The 16406-nt window shown below is 70.5% G+C and carries 14 protein-coding genes, 1 tRNA gene and 1 other RNA gene; 12 read left to right on the top strand and 4 right to left on the bottom strand.

The genetic code is table 11. The annotated features are described in order from the left end of the window. Nucleotides 1–18: 18 nt before the first annotated feature. Nucleotides 19–690, bottom strand: a complete 672-nt coding sequence (locus HYQ63_RS20765; protein WP_257231988.1) for a TetR/AcrR family transcriptional regulator — start codon at nucleotides 688–690, stop codon at nucleotides 19–21. A 66-nt stretch (nucleotides 691–756) separates the two neighbouring features. Here HYQ63_RS20765 and HYQ63_RS20760 point away from each other — a divergent pair, with 66 nt between their 5' ends. Further along, a complete protein-coding gene (locus HYQ63_RS20760; RefSeq protein ID WP_179935305.1) occupies nucleotides 757–2220 on the top strand; it encodes an MFS transporter in 1464 nt (487 codons plus the stop codon). Between the two features lie 42 nt (nucleotides 2221–2262). On the opposite strand, the gene HYQ63_RS20755 is transcribed toward HYQ63_RS20760, so the two are convergent. Both HYQ63_RS20755 and HYQ63_RS20750 read right to left on the bottom strand, forming a co-directional pair. Next, the gene (locus HYQ63_RS20755; RefSeq protein ID WP_179935304.1) at nucleotides 2263–3537 is read right to left on the bottom strand and encodes a PE-PGRS family protein; all 1275 of its coding nucleotides are present in this window, start codon (nucleotides 3535–3537) and stop codon (nucleotides 2263–2265) included. A 4-nt stretch (nucleotides 3538–3541) separates the two neighbouring features. After that, a complete protein-coding gene (locus tag HYQ63_RS20750) occupies nucleotides 3542–5728 on the bottom strand; it encodes an McrB family protein (RefSeq protein ID WP_257231987.1) in 2187 nt (728 codons plus the stop codon). 413 nt (nucleotides 5729–6141) lie between these two features. Here HYQ63_RS20750 and HYQ63_RS20745 point away from each other — a divergent pair, with 413 nt between their 5' ends. The 4 genes from HYQ63_RS20745 to HYQ63_RS20730 all read left to right on the top strand — a co-directional run bounded on the left by HYQ63_RS20745 (nucleotide 6142) and on the right by HYQ63_RS20730 (nucleotide 8466). Further along, a complete protein-coding gene (locus HYQ63_RS20745) occupies nucleotides 6142–7392 on the top strand; it encodes a helix-turn-helix domain-containing protein (protein ID WP_179935302.1) in 1251 nt (416 codons plus the stop codon). 210 nt (nucleotides 7393–7602) lie between these two features. After that, nucleotides 7603–7905: a hypothetical protein gene (locus HYQ63_RS20740; protein ID WP_257231986.1), complete on the top strand. Its 303-nt coding sequence runs from the start codon at nucleotides 7603–7605 to the stop codon at nucleotides 7903–7905. Further along, nucleotides 7902–8096 (top strand): hypothetical protein, encoded by a 195-nt coding sequence (locus HYQ63_RS20735; RefSeq protein ID WP_179935301.1) that lies wholly within the window; start codon nucleotides 7902–7904, stop codon nucleotides 8094–8096. The genes HYQ63_RS20740 and HYQ63_RS20735 overlap by 4 nt, the downstream gene beginning before the upstream one ends. A 172-nt stretch (nucleotides 8097–8268) precedes the next feature. Continuing rightward, complete coding sequence (locus HYQ63_RS20730) at nucleotides 8269–8466, top strand: hypothetical protein (protein ID WP_179935300.1); 198 nt, start codon at nucleotides 8269–8271, stop codon at nucleotides 8464–8466. Between the two features lie 159 nt (nucleotides 8467–8625). On the opposite strand, the gene HYQ63_RS20725 is transcribed toward HYQ63_RS20730, so the two are convergent. After that, a tRNA-Ser gene (locus HYQ63_RS20725) sits at nucleotides 8626–8713 on the bottom strand. 73 nt (nucleotides 8714–8786) lie between these two features. Between HYQ63_RS20725 and ffs the strand changes: the two genes are divergently transcribed. The 7 genes from ffs to HYQ63_RS20690 all read left to right on the top strand — a co-directional run bounded on the left by ffs (nucleotide 8787) and on the right by HYQ63_RS20690 (nucleotide 16117). After that, nucleotides 8787–8883, top strand: an RNA gene (gene ffs, locus HYQ63_RS20720) — signal recognition particle sRNA small type. A gap of 71 nt (nucleotides 8884–8954) precedes the next feature. Continuing rightward, nucleotides 8955–11579, top strand: coding sequence for a DNA polymerase III subunit gamma and tau (locus HYQ63_RS20715; protein ID WP_179935299.1), 2625 nt, complete (start codon nucleotides 8955–8957; stop codon nucleotides 11577–11579). Between the two features lie 178 nt (nucleotides 11580–11757). Continuing rightward, a complete protein-coding gene (locus HYQ63_RS20710) occupies nucleotides 11758–12093 on the top strand; it encodes a YbaB/EbfC family nucleoid-associated protein (RefSeq protein ID WP_123098234.1) in 336 nt (111 codons plus the stop codon). A gap of 118 nt (nucleotides 12094–12211) precedes the next feature. After that, nucleotides 12212–12811: a recombination mediator RecR gene (recR, locus tag HYQ63_RS20705; RefSeq protein WP_009716708.1), complete on the top strand. Its 600-nt coding sequence runs from the start codon at nucleotides 12212–12214 to the stop codon at nucleotides 12809–12811. Beyond that, nucleotides 12804–13469 carry a DUF5063 domain-containing protein gene (locus HYQ63_RS20700; protein WP_179935298.1) on the top strand — a complete coding sequence of 222 codons (666 nt, stop codon included), beginning with the start codon at nucleotides 12804–12806 and terminating at the stop codon, nucleotides 13467–13469. The genes recR and HYQ63_RS20700 overlap by 8 nt, the downstream gene beginning before the upstream one ends. Nucleotides 13470–13763: 294 nt before the next feature. Continuing rightward, on the top strand, nucleotides 13764–15044 hold the full coding sequence (locus tag HYQ63_RS20695; RefSeq protein ID WP_009716710.1) for an aspartate kinase: 1281 nt from the start codon (nucleotides 13764–13766) through the stop codon (nucleotides 15042–15044). Continuing rightward, entirely contained in the window at nucleotides 15041–16117 is a 1077-nt protein-coding gene (locus tag HYQ63_RS20690) for an aspartate-semialdehyde dehydrogenase (protein ID WP_179935297.1), read from the top strand. The genes HYQ63_RS20695 and HYQ63_RS20690 overlap by 4 nt, the downstream gene beginning before the upstream one ends. Nucleotides 16118–16406: the final 289 nt, after the last annotated feature.

Genomic DNA, 16406 nt, shown 5'->3' with positions numbered 1-16406 from the left:
CCACGGGCCCCTGGCCCGTCACCCGTCGTGGCGCTGCCGGTAGTGCTCGCGCCAGCGCGGTGTCGCCGCGCCGTCGAGGACGGTCATCACCACGTCGTGCGCCAGCCGGTCGTCGACCGGCAGATGGCCGAACAGCACCCGGTGGTAGGTGGTGGCGGCCAGCAGATCGAGCAGCAGATCGAGATCGGCGTCCTCGCGGAGGTCACCGCGTTCGATGCCGCGGAGCAGCGCCGCCCTGGTGGTGGCGCGCCGGGGGTGGAAGAGCGTGTCGGCGAAGACCCGGTCCAGTTCGGGATCCCCGGCCAGGTCCGCGATCAGCGCGGGCAGCGTCCGGCGGCCGAAGGCGCCCCCGAAGGCCTGGCCGATGGTCTCGATGCCGAGGATCAGGTCGCAGTGGGTGCACCCCGTGTCGGGGGTGGGGGCGGTGCCCATGATCTCGCCCAGGGCCGTGATGACCAACAGCTGCCGCGACGCCCAGCGGCGCCGGATGGCCGGTTTGGTGGTCCCGGCCCGGGCGGCGACCCCCTCCAGGGTGAGGCCGGGGTAGCCGACCTCGGCGAGCAGTTCCCGGGTGGCGCTCAGGATCGCGGTGTCGAGCCGCGCGTCGCGCGGCCGCCCTGCCGCCCTGGCCTCGGTGCGGGCCTCGGTCCTGGCCTCGGTGCGGGCGGAGGTGTTCCCGGGGTTTGCCATGGCGGCCAGTATAGGTAGCATGCATTTTCGTTCCGTTCCGTAACGTAACGAAATTAGGAGGTCCCCATGTCACCACGGCGGGCACTGGCCGACGAAGGAGCCACCGACGCCTCGGCGCGGCCCGACCCCACGGCGCAACCCCCGGACCGGGCCGCGGGGCAGAGCGTCTTCCAGACCCCGTACACGGCCATGACCTGGGGAATCGTCCTCTCGGTCGGCCTGGTGGCCTTCGAGTCGATGGGCGTGGCCACCGTGCTCCCCAAGATTGCCGGTGCGCTGGGCGGCCTCGACGCCTACGGCTGGGGCTTCTCCGCCCTGATGCTCGCCAACCTGATCGGCACCGTCGCCGCCGGACGCTCCGCCGACCGCCGCGGCCCGGCCCGGCCGCTCGGCATCGGCCTGGCCGTCTTCGCGGCGGGTTGCGCCCTGGCCGGGGCCGCGCCGAACTGGCCGGTCTTCCTCGCCGGGCGCTTCGTCCAGGGCCTCGGCGTCGGCGCCGTGATGGCCCTGGCGTACACCGTCATCGGCCTGCACTACCCGGAACACCTCAGGGCCCGGATGTTCGCGCTGGTCTCCGGCGCCTGGACCGTCCCCTCGCTCGCCGGACCGGCCGTCGCCGGACTGATCGCCGAACACGTCCACTGGCGCGGCGTGTTCATCCTGCTCCTGCCGCTGATCGCGCTCGCCTGGGCCATGGCGGTACCCCCGCTGGCGCGCCGCGGACACCCGAACCCGCCCGCCGCCGACGCAGCCTCCGACGCCTGGTGGCGCGGCCCGGTGGCGCGCGGAATCCTGGTCGCCGCGGGCACCGCGGTGCTGCTCGGCGGCCTCCAGTTCACCAACCTCGCCCTCCTGCTGCCCCTCGCGCTGCTCGGCAGCGTGGCCGCGGTGCTGGGCCTGCGCACCGTACTGCCGACCGGTACGTTGCGCGGGCGTCGCGGCGTACCGACCGGAGTGCTGATCCGCTTCCTGCTGTGCGGCGCCTACTTCGGCAGCGAGGCATTCCTGCCGCTCGGCCTCACCGAGCTGCGCGGCCTGAGCACCACCGAGGCCGGTCTCGGCCTGTCCGCCGGGGCCATCGCCTGGGTGCTCGGCGCGGCCTGGCAGGGCCGGGCGGACGACCGCTGGAGCGGGCGCTCCCGAGCGCTGCCGATCGCCATCGGCTGCGCGATCCTGGCCGCGGGCGTCGCCGTCATCGCCGCCGGAATACTGATCGACTCGGTCCCGGCCCTGGTCGCCGTGGTCGGCTGGGCCGTCGGCGGCGTCGGCATGGGCATCGCGTTCAATGCCGCCACCACCGACGCCATGGAGCAGGCCCCCGCCGACCGGCACGGCGAGGCCAGCGGCGCGATGCAACTCGCCCAGACCCTGGCCACCGCCGTCCTCACCGGCCTCGGCGGCGCGGCCATCGCCCTGGCCCACGCCCACGACGCGGCCACCGCCACCGCCCTGACGGCCACCTTCGCCCTCACCACGACCCTGGCCGTCCTCGGCGTGGCGACGGCCCACCGCATCAGGCCACGGGCCTGAGCGTCCCCTCCCGGCGATGCAGGACCACGCGCGGGGTACGCGCTACGCCGGGGCGACGAAATGCGCGAATTTAGCGATCGCCTCTCGCAGCGGTCCGGTCGCGTCCTTGGGGGCGGTACGAGTGTCGAGGCCCAGCACCTTGATGAGCCCCAGGCGGCCACGCGGGCCCTGGATACGTAGCTCGCGCTTGGCGGGCACGTTCGGCGAGGGATGGACGACGAGGGCGAGCGGGTATTCCGGGTCGGTGTATCCGGCGATGTAGGTGAGGAGTTGATGGCGGTCGGCGGCGGATACGTTCTTCTCCATGTAGCCCTTGTACTTCGCGTCCACAGCGAGGAAGCGCGTGTCGGCCGAGCTGCCGGTCGGCGGAGGGAAGGCCAGGAGCACATCGGGGTTGAACGTCGGGGTCTTGTCGTTTTGCTGCCCGTGCGTGTGGATGGCCTTTTCTTCTCCTCGTGCGCCCCTGCCGCCCAGCTCCACTGCCGCGTCGACCGCCATCCGCTGGACGACGCGCTCCCACAGCACGTTGAGATTGAGCAGGAGACTCTTCGCCCCGAAGCCGTACGGCTCCAGCAGATCTGTCACACCGCCACCGCCGAGCACTACCCGGGCCCAGGCGTGGGCGGCGCGGTAGTGGGTGTTGAGCCGTGTGTACTGTCCTCGCTGGAGCAAGGACACGGCGTCGAGTGGCTGCCGCGGGGAAGGGAATTGCGCCGCGACGTTGAGCAGCCACCGGGTCTGCTCCGGATCGCTGGAACGCCGGGCGGCGACGGTCAGCGCGGCTCCGCACACCAGGTTCTCCCAGCCGCCGTCCTGGTACTCGTACGTCTGGAGATGGAGCCGATCGACAGCTCCGTAGCAGCGGGTCGCCTGCGCCTCCACGTCGAGCCGTCCCCGCAGGGTCGTGTCGACCCGGTGGTGGCGCACGTAATCCCTGCGCAGACCGCGTCGGAGCAGCCGTCGGCATTCGTGGAGCAGGGCGGCGGGCACCAGCCCCGCGTATCCGTCACTGCCGAGTGGCCAGTTCCGCAGTGTCTCGTCAGGCTCTTCCTGCCTGTTGGCGTAGCAGAGCCAGTCGATCAGCCGGTCCCCGGCGATCGGGAACTTGGGTCGCAGTACCAGCCGTATCCGATCGAGCTGGAGTACCCCTGTAGTTGCCCGCGCCTTGAGTACATAGCCGTTGCGGGCTTCGGTGACCTTGACGGCCTTGACCGAGCGAAGTTTGCCGAGATCGTCCCCGTACAGTCTGGAGCGCGGAACATGGACGGACTCGTGCTCCTTGAGGATCACTTCGTGCCAGGCGGCGGTCCGGTGCACCCGGCTACTCCCCACCCCAGCCGCCCAGGCTCTCGTCCTCCGTGCGCTCCTCGCCCGCGGATGAGGTACTCGCGAACTCGTCGGCCAGCATTCCAGGCAGATCCTGCGGGTTGGTCTGCACCACCCGACCGGTCCTGTCGTCCACCAGTTTGCCCAGCACGCTCCTCAGCAGGTCGGGCTGGCCCAAGCAGTAGTCGGCCACGAGCGGCACGATCTCGTGGTGGAAGGCGTGGGAGAGCTGTTCGGCGGTTGCGAGCGGCCGGTCGTCGGCCAGCAGATAGGCCTGGCCGAGGAGGTGATCCGGCCCGAAGGACTGGTCGAGCTTGGCGTTCAGGCCCTCCAGGAAGTCCGCCAGGCCGAGTCCTCCGACCTCGCCATCCAGAACGTCGAGATCCGGTGGTACGTCGAGGAAGGCGAACCTGCGCCGGATCGCGGCGTCGATGTGCCCCACGCTGCGGTCGGCGGAGTTCATGGTCCCGATGATGCGTACGTTCTTCGGCACGGTCTGCTGTCGGCCGCTGGTGGGCAAGGTGACGTAGACGGAGCCGCGTTTGTCGAGCTCCAGAAGGGTGATCAACTCGCCGAGAATGCGCGGCAGGTCACCGCGGTTGATCTCGTCCACGACGATCAGGAAGGTTTCGTCGGGTGCCTCTTCAGCCGCTGCGCAGACCCGGCGGAACAGTCCGTCCGTCATCGTCAGATTGAGCCCGGCCCCAGTCGCCGCTAGGTCCGGCTTGAACCCCTCGACGAAATCCTCGTACCCGTAGGACGGGTGGAAGGTCGCCATGGTGAGGCGTGCGGCCTTGGCGTCGTCGGGCACCTTCGACAACTCTGCCAGCGCCGCCGCGCGTTCCTCCGGCGGTGCCTCGATCTGATCTCCCCGACCCGCTATCGCGAGCGCGACGCTGAGCGCCAGCCGGGTCTTTCCGGTGCCCGGCGGCCCCTGCAACACGACCTGCCCCTTGTGGTCGAGCAGACTTTGCACCTCGCGTACGGAATCGGGTAGCTCGGTGTCGGTCCCGCCCACCGGCTCGGCGGCTTCGGCGAGTGCCGTCTTGCGGCCATGTCGGATCTCCTGCCACAGGGTGGCGGAAACCTTGACGAGGGTCTGCTGCCAGGCGTGTCGCGGCGAGTCGAAGAGCTGGGCGTACGACGTGTCCCAGTCCACTCCCACGGTGTGCCGGTACTTCTTCACGTCCGGGTCGTAGGAGTAGCCATCGGTGACGGTGCCCACGGCCAGCACCTCCGATTTGCCTCGGTTGGCAACGATCAAATCGCCGGGCTCCAGGTCGCGGAAGGCGAGCATCTGCCGAGCGAGCCGCAGATTCCCGCCGGTACTGCGCGGCCAGTACTGGTCCAGTGTTTCCTTGAGCTCCTGGTCGCTCTCGTACTGGCCGAGGCTGCCGACCTCGTCCCAGCCGATCCGGATGCGACGGTTCGAGAAGCAGTCGTCCCAGAGGGCGGCCCGCTCCCCCGGCGCGATCTTCCAGATCACTCGGTCCTTCGGCCGCGGATCGTGGAAGGCGTAGAGGAACGCCATCACCTCATGCGGGCGCCACCCCTCGAACTCCTGCGTCTTCCGTACGAGGCCCAGAAGCTCACGGTTGGCTCGCCAGGTTCGTACGCCCGAGGAGTACTGGTGCGGTCGGCCGCCCAGCAGCGCGGTGAAGTGGCGGACGTGCGAGGCGGAGAAGATCGGCAGGAAGTCGTCGGGAAAGTAGACCGCCAGGGATTTGGTGGTCAGCGCCTGCCCGTACGAAAGCGACTCCAAATCGTCGATGCGCTCGTAATCCCCGTCGGCCGCCGCCGCGAAGGCGGTCACGAACTCGGCGCGGACCTCGGCCCACGCTTCGCCCACGCTGAGCCCACGCAGGGCACTGGGCACAACCCGCCACTCACCTGTCCGGTGCTGAAACACGATGTGCTTGGCCGCGCTGCCGCCGCGGATACTGCCGAAGGCGTTGGTGCCGTACTCCAGGAGGCGGCAGAAGGAGTGCCGCGGGCCCCCGTAGGCCGCCGGTCCCAGCGCATACCGATCCAACCGCAGTTCGGGCCAGCTCTCCAGCGGGAATTCCTCAAGTACCCGCTGCCTCTCCTGCTCCGCCCTGTCGGCGGCCTGCGCGGCCGCCTCTCGGTCGAAGTGCGCGATGCGTCCCGCGAGACCGTGCCAGAAGTCCCCACCCTCAGCCATGCGCCCATTCTTACGCACCTCCCACGCCCGCTGCCTCGGCCTCTCCCTGTCAGGTGCGGCAATGGAGCGCTAGGGGCTGGGTGACGCAGATTTCGTTATCGACTTCCAGCTTGTGGAGTCGCTCTGCGATGTCTTCTGCCCACGACTGTGCCCGCCTGCGCAGCTCGGTGGTTGCCTCTTCATCGAGGCCGTCTGCGGTGAATGCGGCGTCGACTAGCCAGCCGATGCCGGTGAGCCGGGCATGGAGGTCGTCGAGGTCGAAGGAACCGCGGGCGTGTACTGGGCTGTGTCCCCTCGCTGCCTTCCGGCCGACCGAAGGGGCTTTCGTCCGGACCGGGAGTGAACGGCCTCACACGACAAGGGCCTTGCCCCATACCCTGGCGGTGACGAGCTGGACAGAGAGGGGCAAGGCCATGCCATCTGATGTCACTCCGGACCCGATGGACCACCCGTTGGTCTTCGGCCAGCGCATGCAGGTTCTCCGCACACGTCGAGGCATGAGCCGTACCGTCCTCGCCGGTCTGCTCGGTAAGTCCCCGAGTTGGGTGAAGCAGGTGGAGAACGGCACGCTTCACACACCAGGACTGCCCATGATCTTGCGCGTCGCTGAGGTGCTGCGGGTTCGCAACCTCGGTGAACTTACGGGCGATCAGACCATGCCCGTCGACCTGTTCATCGGTCCCGGCCATGCCAAGCTGCCGGCCGTACGAGACGCGATCGACGCGTTCCTCTTCGCCACCGACCGCGAGGCGCCTTCGGCCGCGCACCTGAGCGCTCGCCTCGCGAGTGCCTGGTCCGCGCGCCATTCCGCGCCCAACCACCGCGAAGTGATCGGCGGGCTCCTGCCGGGCCTCATCCGGGATGCGCAACTCGCCGTCCATCAGGCAGACCGTGCCCCCGAGCGGCGAGCGGCGCAGGCTGTGCTCGCGGAGGTCTACGGCCTCAGCCAGTTCTTCATCGCCTATCAGCCCGACTCCGCCCTGCTGTGGCGCGTGGCCGAGCGCGGCATGGTTGCTGCCCAGGAGAGCGGGGACCCGCACGCAATCGGCGTCGCCGCCTGGCTCACTGCCCAGGCCCACCGCGACAGCGGGCCCGCCCATTTCGATGCGGCCGACGCGGTCACCCTCAAAACGCTGCGCTACCTGACCCCGCTGCTGTCCGACGCGTCGGACGACGTACGCGCCATCGCCGGGGCCCTACAGTTCGAGGCCGGATACACCGCAGCCCGCCGCGGGGACACCGGCACCGCCTGGCGCTACTGGGACACCGCCCGCAAGACGGCCAAGCGGCTGCCCGCCGACTACTTCCACCCGGCGACGTCGTTCTCCCGGGCCGTCATGGGCGCACACGCGGTCACGGTCGCCGTCGAGCTGCACGCGGGCGGGGAATCCGTACGACAGGCCGCGAAGGCGGATGCCAAGACGATTCCGTCGCGGCCGCGGCGAGCCCGGCACCGGATCGAGGAGGCCAGGGGCTACCAGTTGGACGGGCAGCCGGAGGCCGCTCTGGCGACGTTGGACACGGCGTACGAGGCTGCGCCGGAGACGATCCGCTACAACGGCTACGCCCGCCGCATCATCTTGGAAGAGACCGAGTCGAAGTCCCCGGTGCGTCGCCGTCGTGCTGCCGAACTCGCCGTGAAGATCGGGGTATTGGCCGCCTGAATGTTCGAGGGGCAGGAATCCTGCCCCTACCCCGCTCCCGGCGCTCTTACGGTCGGTCATCACCTGCTCACCGATGACGCCGGGAGACCGCGTGCAGACGCAACCGAGAACACCCAGTCCATGGACGCCGCCGCGCGGTAGCGACGTCGAGATGGTCAAGGTCGGTCCGTACTGGGACGTCTTGCGCGCCCCGGTGAGATCGGTGAACGGGTGCTGGAGTTACTCGGTGATGAGTCCGGTGCCGTCATCGCCGACTACGGATTGATGTACTGGCTCATCCCGGCGGGCCATGCCCAGTGTTGGCGAGGAATGCAGCAGGTACAGACGCTCGGTGCGCACGGCGCCGAGGTCACGTACGTCGGCGTTCCGCCTGTCGACTGGAGGGATGGTCCGCGCCTGCACTGGCGCGTCCCGGTGGGGCCGGACCGGTACCTGACCGACGCGGCCCGGCTCCGCGAGGCGCTGGTGCGGGTGGTTTCCGCTGAGCCCGCCGAGGGGGCGACGGCCCGGTGAGCGTCCAGGTCTGCGCCCGTTGTCAGGAGACCACCGGGCAGCCGGTCGTGGTCGCGATCGGGCACGGCGCGAGCGCCGGTGGGGGCACGGTCTACGCCTGCCCCGACTGTGCGCCCACCTTTCCGCAGCAGCGCGACCCGTTCGACGGCAGCCTCCTCGCCCGCCACAGGCGCTTGGAGCGTGGCCGATGAACGACCCGGCCGCGCTGTCAGACCCGCTGACGCTGAACGCCCATCAGAGCTGTGGGCGTGCCGACCATCCTGTCCCGCCACGGCTGCGGACCGGTCGGGGGACGGTCTGAACTGACGAAGCGCTGAGCGACCATGTGTCGCGCTCGTACCATCGTCACAGGAGGTGGTCGCCATGGAGCAATGGGTGAACCCCGAGAAGGTCGATCTCGTGGAACTCGTGGATCAGCTCCGGGCCCCCGCCCCGCAACCGGCTGAAGCTTGTGGCTGCAAGAAGCGCCGCGGCCTGCCCGCGACCGTCTTCCTGGAGCCGGGCGGCAAGGTGTTCACGGTGGGGTGCAACCGGTGCGACGGTACGGGCGTCGCACCGTAGCTCAGTGGTTCGAGCGCGGCGCGAGTTCTCCAACGCCAGGCGATAGAGCATGGTGATCTGGGCTACCCGGGCTTAACGAGACCAAAAATGAGACCACGAACGCCGAAGGGCCCCACCGCGAGCGGTGGGGCCCTTCGACATCGTGCCCGGTGAAGGCACTGGCGGAGGATACGAGATTCGAACTCGTGAGGGGTTGCCCCCAACACGCTTTCCAAGCGTGCGCCCTAGGCCTCTAGGCGAATCCTCCGCTGGAGACTCTACAAGACGATCGGGAGTGCTCGCGAACTCGTTCCCACCCCGGTCTATCCGCTAGGGTGGGGGCCAGCCCCTCACGTGGCGCTATCTCACCGAACTCCCCCAGGGCCGGAAGGCAGCAAGGGTAAGTGGGCTCTGGCGGGTGCGTGGGGGGCCCTTGCGTTGTGGGGGACGTGTGGGGCGGGGCACCGGGCGGCGTCCGGATGTCGGTGGGCCCCGATATCGTCGTAAGCGTGTCGTCCCTCGCGCTGTACCGCCGCTACCGCCCCGAGACCTTCGCGGAGGTCATCGGGCAGGAGCATGTCACCGATCCGTTGCAGCAGGCGCTGCGCAACAACCGGGTCAACCACGCGTATCTGTTCAGTGGTCCGCGCGGCTGTGGCAAGACGACCAGTGCGCGCATCCTGGCCCGCTGTCTGAACTGTGAGAAGGGCCCCACTCCGGCGCCGTGCGGGGAGTGCCAGTCCTGCCAGGACCTCGCGCGGAACGGGCCCGGGTCGATCGATGTGATCGAGATCGACGCCGCGTCGCACGGTGGTGTGGACGACGCGCGGGAGCTGAGGGAGAAGGCGTTCTTCGGGCCCGCGTCGAGTCGTTACAAGATCTACATCATCGACGAGGCCCACATGGTCACCTCGGCGGGGTTCAACGCCCTGCTGAAGGTGGTCGAGGAGCCGCCGGAGCATCTGAAGTTCATCTTCGCGACCACCGAGCCGGAGAAGGTCATCGGCACCATCCGGTCGCGTACGCACCACTATCCGTTCCGGCTGGTGCCGCCGGGGACGCTCCGCGACTATCTGGGCGAGGTCTGCGGGCGCGAGGAGATCCCGGTCGAGGACGGGGTGCTGCCGCTGGTGGTGCGGGCGGGCGCCGGGTCCGTCCGGGACTCGATGTCGGTCATGGACCAGCTGCTCGCGGGCGCGAGCGAGGACGGCGTGACGTACGCCATGGCCACCTCGCTGCTCGGTTATACGGACGGCTCGCTGCTCGACGCGATCGTGGACGCGTTCGCGGCGACCGACGGCGCGGCGGCCTTCGAGGTCGTGAACCGGGTGATCGAGGGCGGCAACGACCCCCGGCGCTTCGTCGCCGACCTGCTGGAGCGGCTGCGTGACCTGGTGATCCTCGCCGCCGTGCCGGACGCGGCGGACAAGGGGCTCATCGACGCCCCGGCCGATGTGGTCGAGCGGATGCAGGCGCAGGCGTCGGTCTTCGGCGGGGCCGAGCTGAGCCGGGCGGCCGATCTGGTCAACGAGGGGCTGACGGAGATGCGCGGCGCCACCTCGCCGCGGTTGCAGTTGGAGCTGATCTGCGCGCGGGTGCTGCTGCCCGCCGCCTTCGACGACGAGCGGTCGGTGCAGTCGCGTCTGGAGCGGCTGGAGCGGGGTGCCCTGGCGGGCGGCCTGGGCGGTGGCGTCGGCGGCGGTGGTGGCGGCGTCGGCGGTGGGTCCGGGCCTGCCGTGGGGTACGTACCGGGGCCCGACGCCCACGTCCCGGCCGGGCCCTCCGGTCCGGCGGCCGCCCGCGCGGCGATGGCCGGCGGCCGTGGGCCGGGCGGGGGCGCGCCCGGGGCCCCCGAGGCTCCTGGGGGGCAGACCGGCGGGCAGGACGAGACGGCAGGTGGCGCTGGTGGACCGGCGCCTGGGTACGACGCTTCCGGCGGGGGTGCGGGAAGTGAGGGCGGCGGCCAGCGGCCGGGCGCCTGGCCCGGAGGTGCGCAGCCCGCGGCGGGCGGCGGTCCGGCCGGAGGCGGAGGCGGTGCGGGCAGCGGTAGTACGGACGCCGGCAGTGCGGACAGTGGCGGTGCGGACAGCGGTGCGCGGCGGCCAGGCGCCTGGCCTTCGGCAGGTGGAGGCGGCGGCGGTGCGTCCGGGCAGGCGCCGCAGGGCGGCGGGCAGCGGCCCGGGGCCTGGCCGACGAGTGCGCAGCCCGGTGCGGGCGGCGGTGGGCAGCAGCCCGGCGGTTCGCCCGCGGCGGGCGGGGGGCAGCGGCCGGGGGCCTGGCCCACGGCCTCCGCGCCGGGGTCCGTGGCTACTACGCCCGCGCCCGGAGCTGGGTCCGGAGCTGGGTCCGCGCCCGGGGCCGGGGCCGGACCTGCGCCCGGGGCCGGACAGGGGGCCGGGCAGGGGCGTCCGGCTGGTGGGCCCGGCCAGCCGCAGCCGACTCCGGGCATGGCGCAGGGCGCCATGCAGGTGCGGCAGATGTGGCCGGACATCCTGGAGGCGGTCAAGAACCGCCGCCGTTTCACGTGGATCCTGCTGAGCCAGAACGCCACGGTCTCCGGGTTCGACGGCACGACCCTCCAGATCGGGTTCCCCAACGCGGGCGCCCGTGACAGCTTCGCCAACGGCGGCAGCGAGGACGTCCTGCGGCAGGCCCTCAACGACGCGATCGGCGTGCAGTGGCGCATCGAGGCGATCGTCGATCCTTCTGGAGGACAGGGCGGGCCGGCTGGTCCGGGCGGCGGGCCCGGCGGGCCGGGGCCGGGAGCCTCCGGCGGTCCCGGCGGCTTCGGCGGAGGCGGCGGGAACGCAGGCGGCGGCTTCGGCGGAAACGCAGGCGGCGGCTTCGGCGGGGGCGGCGGCCAGCCCGCCCCGCCCCGACAGCCCGCCCCCGCGCCCCCGTCCGCCCCCGCACCCTCGGCCCCGGGCCCGTCGGCCCCGGCTCCCGCGCCCGCCGACGCGGGGCCGCCTCCCGAGGCGTCCGCGTACCGGGAGCCCGAGCCTCCGCCCATCTCGCCGGAGGACGACATGCCGGCCGAGGACGACCCGGATCTGGACGAGACCGCGCTGAGCGGGCACGACCTGATCGTGCGCGAGCTGGGCGCCACGGTCATCGAAGAGATCGCGAACGAGTAGAGCGAGCAGAGCGGGCAGAGCGGGCAAAGCGAGGAGAGCACGTAGGCCGTACGGCGTAGGGGGCGGGCCCGGTGCCGGGCGCGGCCGTCTCCTCCGTACGGCGTAGGGCAAGGCGCCGTGGGAGCACGTAGGCTCGGGCTATCGAAGAGAACCGCAGTCGACAGCCAGGAGCGAACTCGTGATTCCCGGTGGTGGCCAGCCTGACATGCAGCAGTTGTTGCAGCAGGCGCAGAAGATGCAGCAGGACCTCGCCGCGGCCCAGGAGGAGCTGGCCCGTACCCCTGTCGAGGGGTCCTCGGGTGGTGGGCTGGTGAAGGCGACCGTGACCGGTGCCGGTGAGCTTCAGGGTCTGGTGATCGACCCGAAGGCGGTGGACCCGGAGGACACCGAGACCCTCGCGGACCTGGTCGTCGCGGCCGTCCGCGACGCGAACCACGCGGCGCAGGAGCTTCAGCAGACGAAGCTCGGCCCGCTGGCGCAGGGGCTGGGTGGGATGCCGGGGCTGCCTTTCTGAGGCCGCAGGCCCGAGACTGAAGACCGTTCGACGGGTCCTGTGTCCCGTTTCGAGCGGCGCAACCGAATATTCAGATGAAGTACAGCCACCGCGCGGCGGCGCGAGATTGGATGCAGGCGTGTACGAGGGCGTGGTCCAGGACCTCATCGACGAGTTGGGCAGGCTGCCCGGCGTCGGTCCCAAGAGCGCGCAGCGGATCGCCTTCCACATCCTCCAGTCCGAGCCCACCGACGTCCGCCGCCTCGCTCACGCGCTGACCGAGGTCAAGGAGAAGGTGCGGTTCTGCGCGGTGTGCGGGAACGTCGCCGAGGCCGAGCAGTGCCGGGTCTGCCAGGACCCGCGCCGCGACCCCGCGGTCATCTGCGTGGTCGAGGAGCCGAAGGACGTTGTCGCGATCGAGCGGACCCGCGAGTTCCGCGGCCGCTATCACGTGCTCGGCGGGGCGATCAGCCCCATCGAGGGCGTGGGCCCGGACGATCTGCGGATCAGGGAGCTGCTGGCCCGGCTCGCGGACGGTACGGTCACGGAGCTGATCCTGGCCACCGATCCGAATCTGGAGGGTGAAGCCACCGCCACGTACCTCGCGCGCATGATCAAGCCCATGGGGCTGAAGGTCACGCGCCTGGCCAGTGGTCTTCCCGTCGGGGGGGACCTGGAGTATGCCGACGAGGTCACGCTGGGTCGTGCCTTCGAAGGGAGAAGACTTCTCGATGTCTGACGCTACGTTGCACGACGCCCACCCGGACCCGGACGACTTCTCGGTCCAGATCGCCGATCAGATCGAGAGTTTCATCGTCGCGGTCACCGAGGTCGCCAAGGGCGACGAACCGAACAGCGCCGTGCCGTTCCTGCTGCTCGAGCTCTCCCAGCTGATCCTCGCCGGCGGGCGGCTCGGCGCCCACGAGGACTTCGTACCGGACGAGCGGTACGAGCCGGACGCCGGCCCTGAGCCGGACGTCGACGAGCTGCGGGAACGGTTCGCCCGGCTGCTGGAGCCGGTGGACGTCTACTCGGAGGTGTTCGACCCGTACGTACCGCGCAGTGAGCCCGTCCCCTGCCGCATCTCCGACGACCTCGCCCTGATCATCACGGATCTGCGGCACGGCATGGCGCACTACCGCGAGGGCCGGATCAACGAGGCGCTGTGGTGGTGGCAGTTCTCGTACCTCTCCAACTGGGGTACGACCGCTTCCGCCGCCCTGCGCGCGCTCCAGTCGCTCGTCGCGCACGTACGGCTGGACAGCCCGCTGGACGAGCTGGACGGGCTGGACACGGACAGTAACGCGGGCGGTGACGAGGCGCTGGCGGAGGAGGCCGGCCGGGTCATGGCGGCGGAGATCGCGGAGCCGCTGGGGCTGCGCTCCCTGCGCCCCTGAGAGCCGACCCGGAGGCCCGCAGGGCACCCGTGCGCCCTGTGAGCTGGGTTACGTTCCCGTGTGCTTCGCCCGGAAGCGGGCAGGGTTCGTCGCTGAACGAGTGGTACGGGATGCCGGGAGTATCCGCGGTACGGGGACGTTGTGCCGCATGATCCCCCTGGTCCGCCCGGGTCCGTCTGGTCCGTCCTGGTCGGTTGGTGAGGCGTGTGTCTCGCTATCTGATATTGGGAGGGCACTTTCCGGCCGCTCGCTAGACTGAGCCGACCGCATTATTGAGATCTGCGAGGAGCGCACGTGGGCCTTGTCGTGCAGAAGTACGGAGGCTCCTCCGTTGCCGATGCCGAGGGCATCAAGCGGGTCGCCAAGCGAATCGTCGAAGCCAAGAAGAACGGCCACCAGGTGGTCGTCGTGGTTTCCGCGATGGGCGACACGACGGACGAGCTGATCGATCTCGCCGAGCAGGTATCCCCGATTCCTACTGGGCGCGAGTTCGACATGCTGCTGACCGCGGGAGAGCGAATCTCCATGGCGTTGCTGGCCATGGCGATCAAAGACCTCGGTCACGAGGCGCTGTCGTTCACCGGCAGCCAGGCAGGAGTCATCACCGACGCGGTCCACAACAAAGCGCGGATCATCGATGTCACGCCGGGGCGCATCCGCGATGCGCTCGAACTGGGCGCCGTCGCGATCGTCGCGGGCTTCCAGGGCGTGTCCCAGGAGAGCAAGGACATCACCACCCTCGGCCGGGGCGGCTCGGACACCACCGCGGTGGCCCTGGCGGCGGCCCTGGAGGCCGAGGTGTGCGAGATCTACACCGACGTGGACGGAGTGTTCACCTCCGACCCGCGCGTGGTGAAGAAGGCTCGCAAGATCAACGAAATCCCGTACGAGGACATGCTGGAGCTGGCCGCGAGCGGCTCCAAGGTGCTGCATCTGCGCTGCGTGGAGTACGCGCGCCGCTACAACATCCCCATCCACGTACGGTCATCGTTCTCCGGCCATCAGGGCACCTGGGTGCGCAATCGGCAGGAAGCGGGAGAAGGAGAAGAAGGCATGGAGCAGGCGATCATCTCCGGGGTCGCACACGACACGTCCGAGGCCAAGGTCACGGTCGTCGGGGTGCCGGACAAGCCGGGTGAGGCCGCGGCCATCTTCCGCACGATCTCGGACGCCGAGATCAACATCGACATGGTGGTGCAGAACGTCTCCGCCGCGTCGACCGGGCTGACCGACATCTCCGTCACGCTGCCCAAGACGGACGGTCACCGGGCGATGGAGGCGCTGACCAAGGCGAAGCCGCAGATCGGCTTCGACTCGCTGCGCTACGACGACCAGATCGCCAAGATCTCGCTGATCGGCGCCGGGATGCGGACCAACCCGGGCGTGACCGCGACCTTCTTCGAGGCGCTGTCGAACGCCGGGGTCAACATCGAGCTGATCTCGACCTCCGAGATCCGCATCTCGGTCGTCACCCGCGCCGACGACGTGAAGGACGCGGTCCGCGCCGTGCACAGCGCGTTCGGGCTGGACAGCGACAGCGTCGAGGCCGTCGTGTACGGAGGGACCGGCCGATGACCCGGGCCGGCGGCGCCGGTGGCCGGAAGCCGACGCTTGCCGTCGTCGGCGCGACCGGTGCCGTCGGCACTGTCATGCTCTCGATCCTGTCCGAGCGGGCCGACGTGTGGGGCGAGATCCGGCTGATCGCCTCCCCGCGCTCGGCCGGACGGAAGCTGACCGTCCGGGGCGAGCAGGTCGAGGTCGTGGCGCTGGGCGAGGGGGCCTTCGAGGGCGTCGACGTCGCGATGTTCGACGTCCCGGACGAGGTCTCGGCCCAGTGGGCGCCGGTCGCGGCGAGCAAGGGCGCGGTCGTCGTGGACAACTCCGGCGCCTTCCGGATGGACCCGGAAGTGCCGCTGGTCGTGCCCGAGGTGAACGCGCACGCGGCGCGCGTCCGGCCGCGCGGCATCATCGCCAACCCGAACTGCACCACGCTGTCGATGATCGTCGCGATGGGCGCGCTGCACGCCGAGTTCGGGCTGAGCGAGCTGATCGTCTCCTCGTACCAGGCGGTCTCCGGCGCGGGCAAGGAGGGCATCGACGCCCTGCGCGAGCAGATCGCGCTGGTGGCCGGTACGGAGCTGGGTACGCACCCGGGCGACGTACGGCGGGCGGTCGGCGAGACCGGGCCGTTCCCGGCGCCGATGGCGCTCAACGTGGTGCCGTTCGCGGGCTCGCTCAAGGAGGACGGCTGGTCCTCGGAGGAGCTGAAGGTACGGAACGAGTCCCGCAAGATCCTGGGGCTGCCGGACCTGCGGGTCACCGCGACCTGTGTGCGCGTGCCCGTGATCACCACGCACTCGCTGGCCGTGCACGCGCGGTTCGAGAACGAGGTGACGGTGGAGGCGGCCCACGAGATCCTGGCCGGTGCGCCGGGTGTGGTGCTGTGCGACAACCCGGCGGAGGGCGAGTTCCCGACGCCCGCCGATGTCGTGGGCACCGATCCGACGTGGGTCGGCCGGGTGCGGCGCTCGCTGGACGACCCGAAGGCGCTCGAACTCTTCGTGTGCGGCGACAACCTCCGCAAGGGCGCGGCGCTCAACACCGCGCAGATCGGGGAGGTCATCGCGGCGGAGCTGACCGCCGCGTAGTGCCCCGCGGATAGTGCACCGTAGGAGGTGCACGCCCCGGATAATGTGAATATCCTGTGATCCGGTCAATGGCCTGGACCAGTTGGTCCGGGCCGACGACCCGTCCGACGAACCGCTCCCCGCTTGCTGCAACCGGCAGCGAGCGGGGAGCGTCTTTCTGGTCGCCCACCCGTGGGCGCTGTGAAAACTGGGCATTGGGGAGAGTTGGGGCGCATGGGGGGATCTGGTGCAGCGTCAAAAGCGGTGCCTCGCGCGTACAACCCTGACGGGGGACAGCGTGTCCAACAGA

This window comes from Streptomyces sp. Rer75 (genome assembly GCF_013414305.1).
Classification (GTDB): Bacteria; Actinomycetota; Actinomycetes; order Streptomycetales; family Streptomycetaceae; genus Streptomyces; species Streptomyces himastatinicus.
The sequence above is the reverse complement of the archived record's forward strand: the minus strand, read 5'-3'. Positions and strand labels throughout refer to the sequence as shown.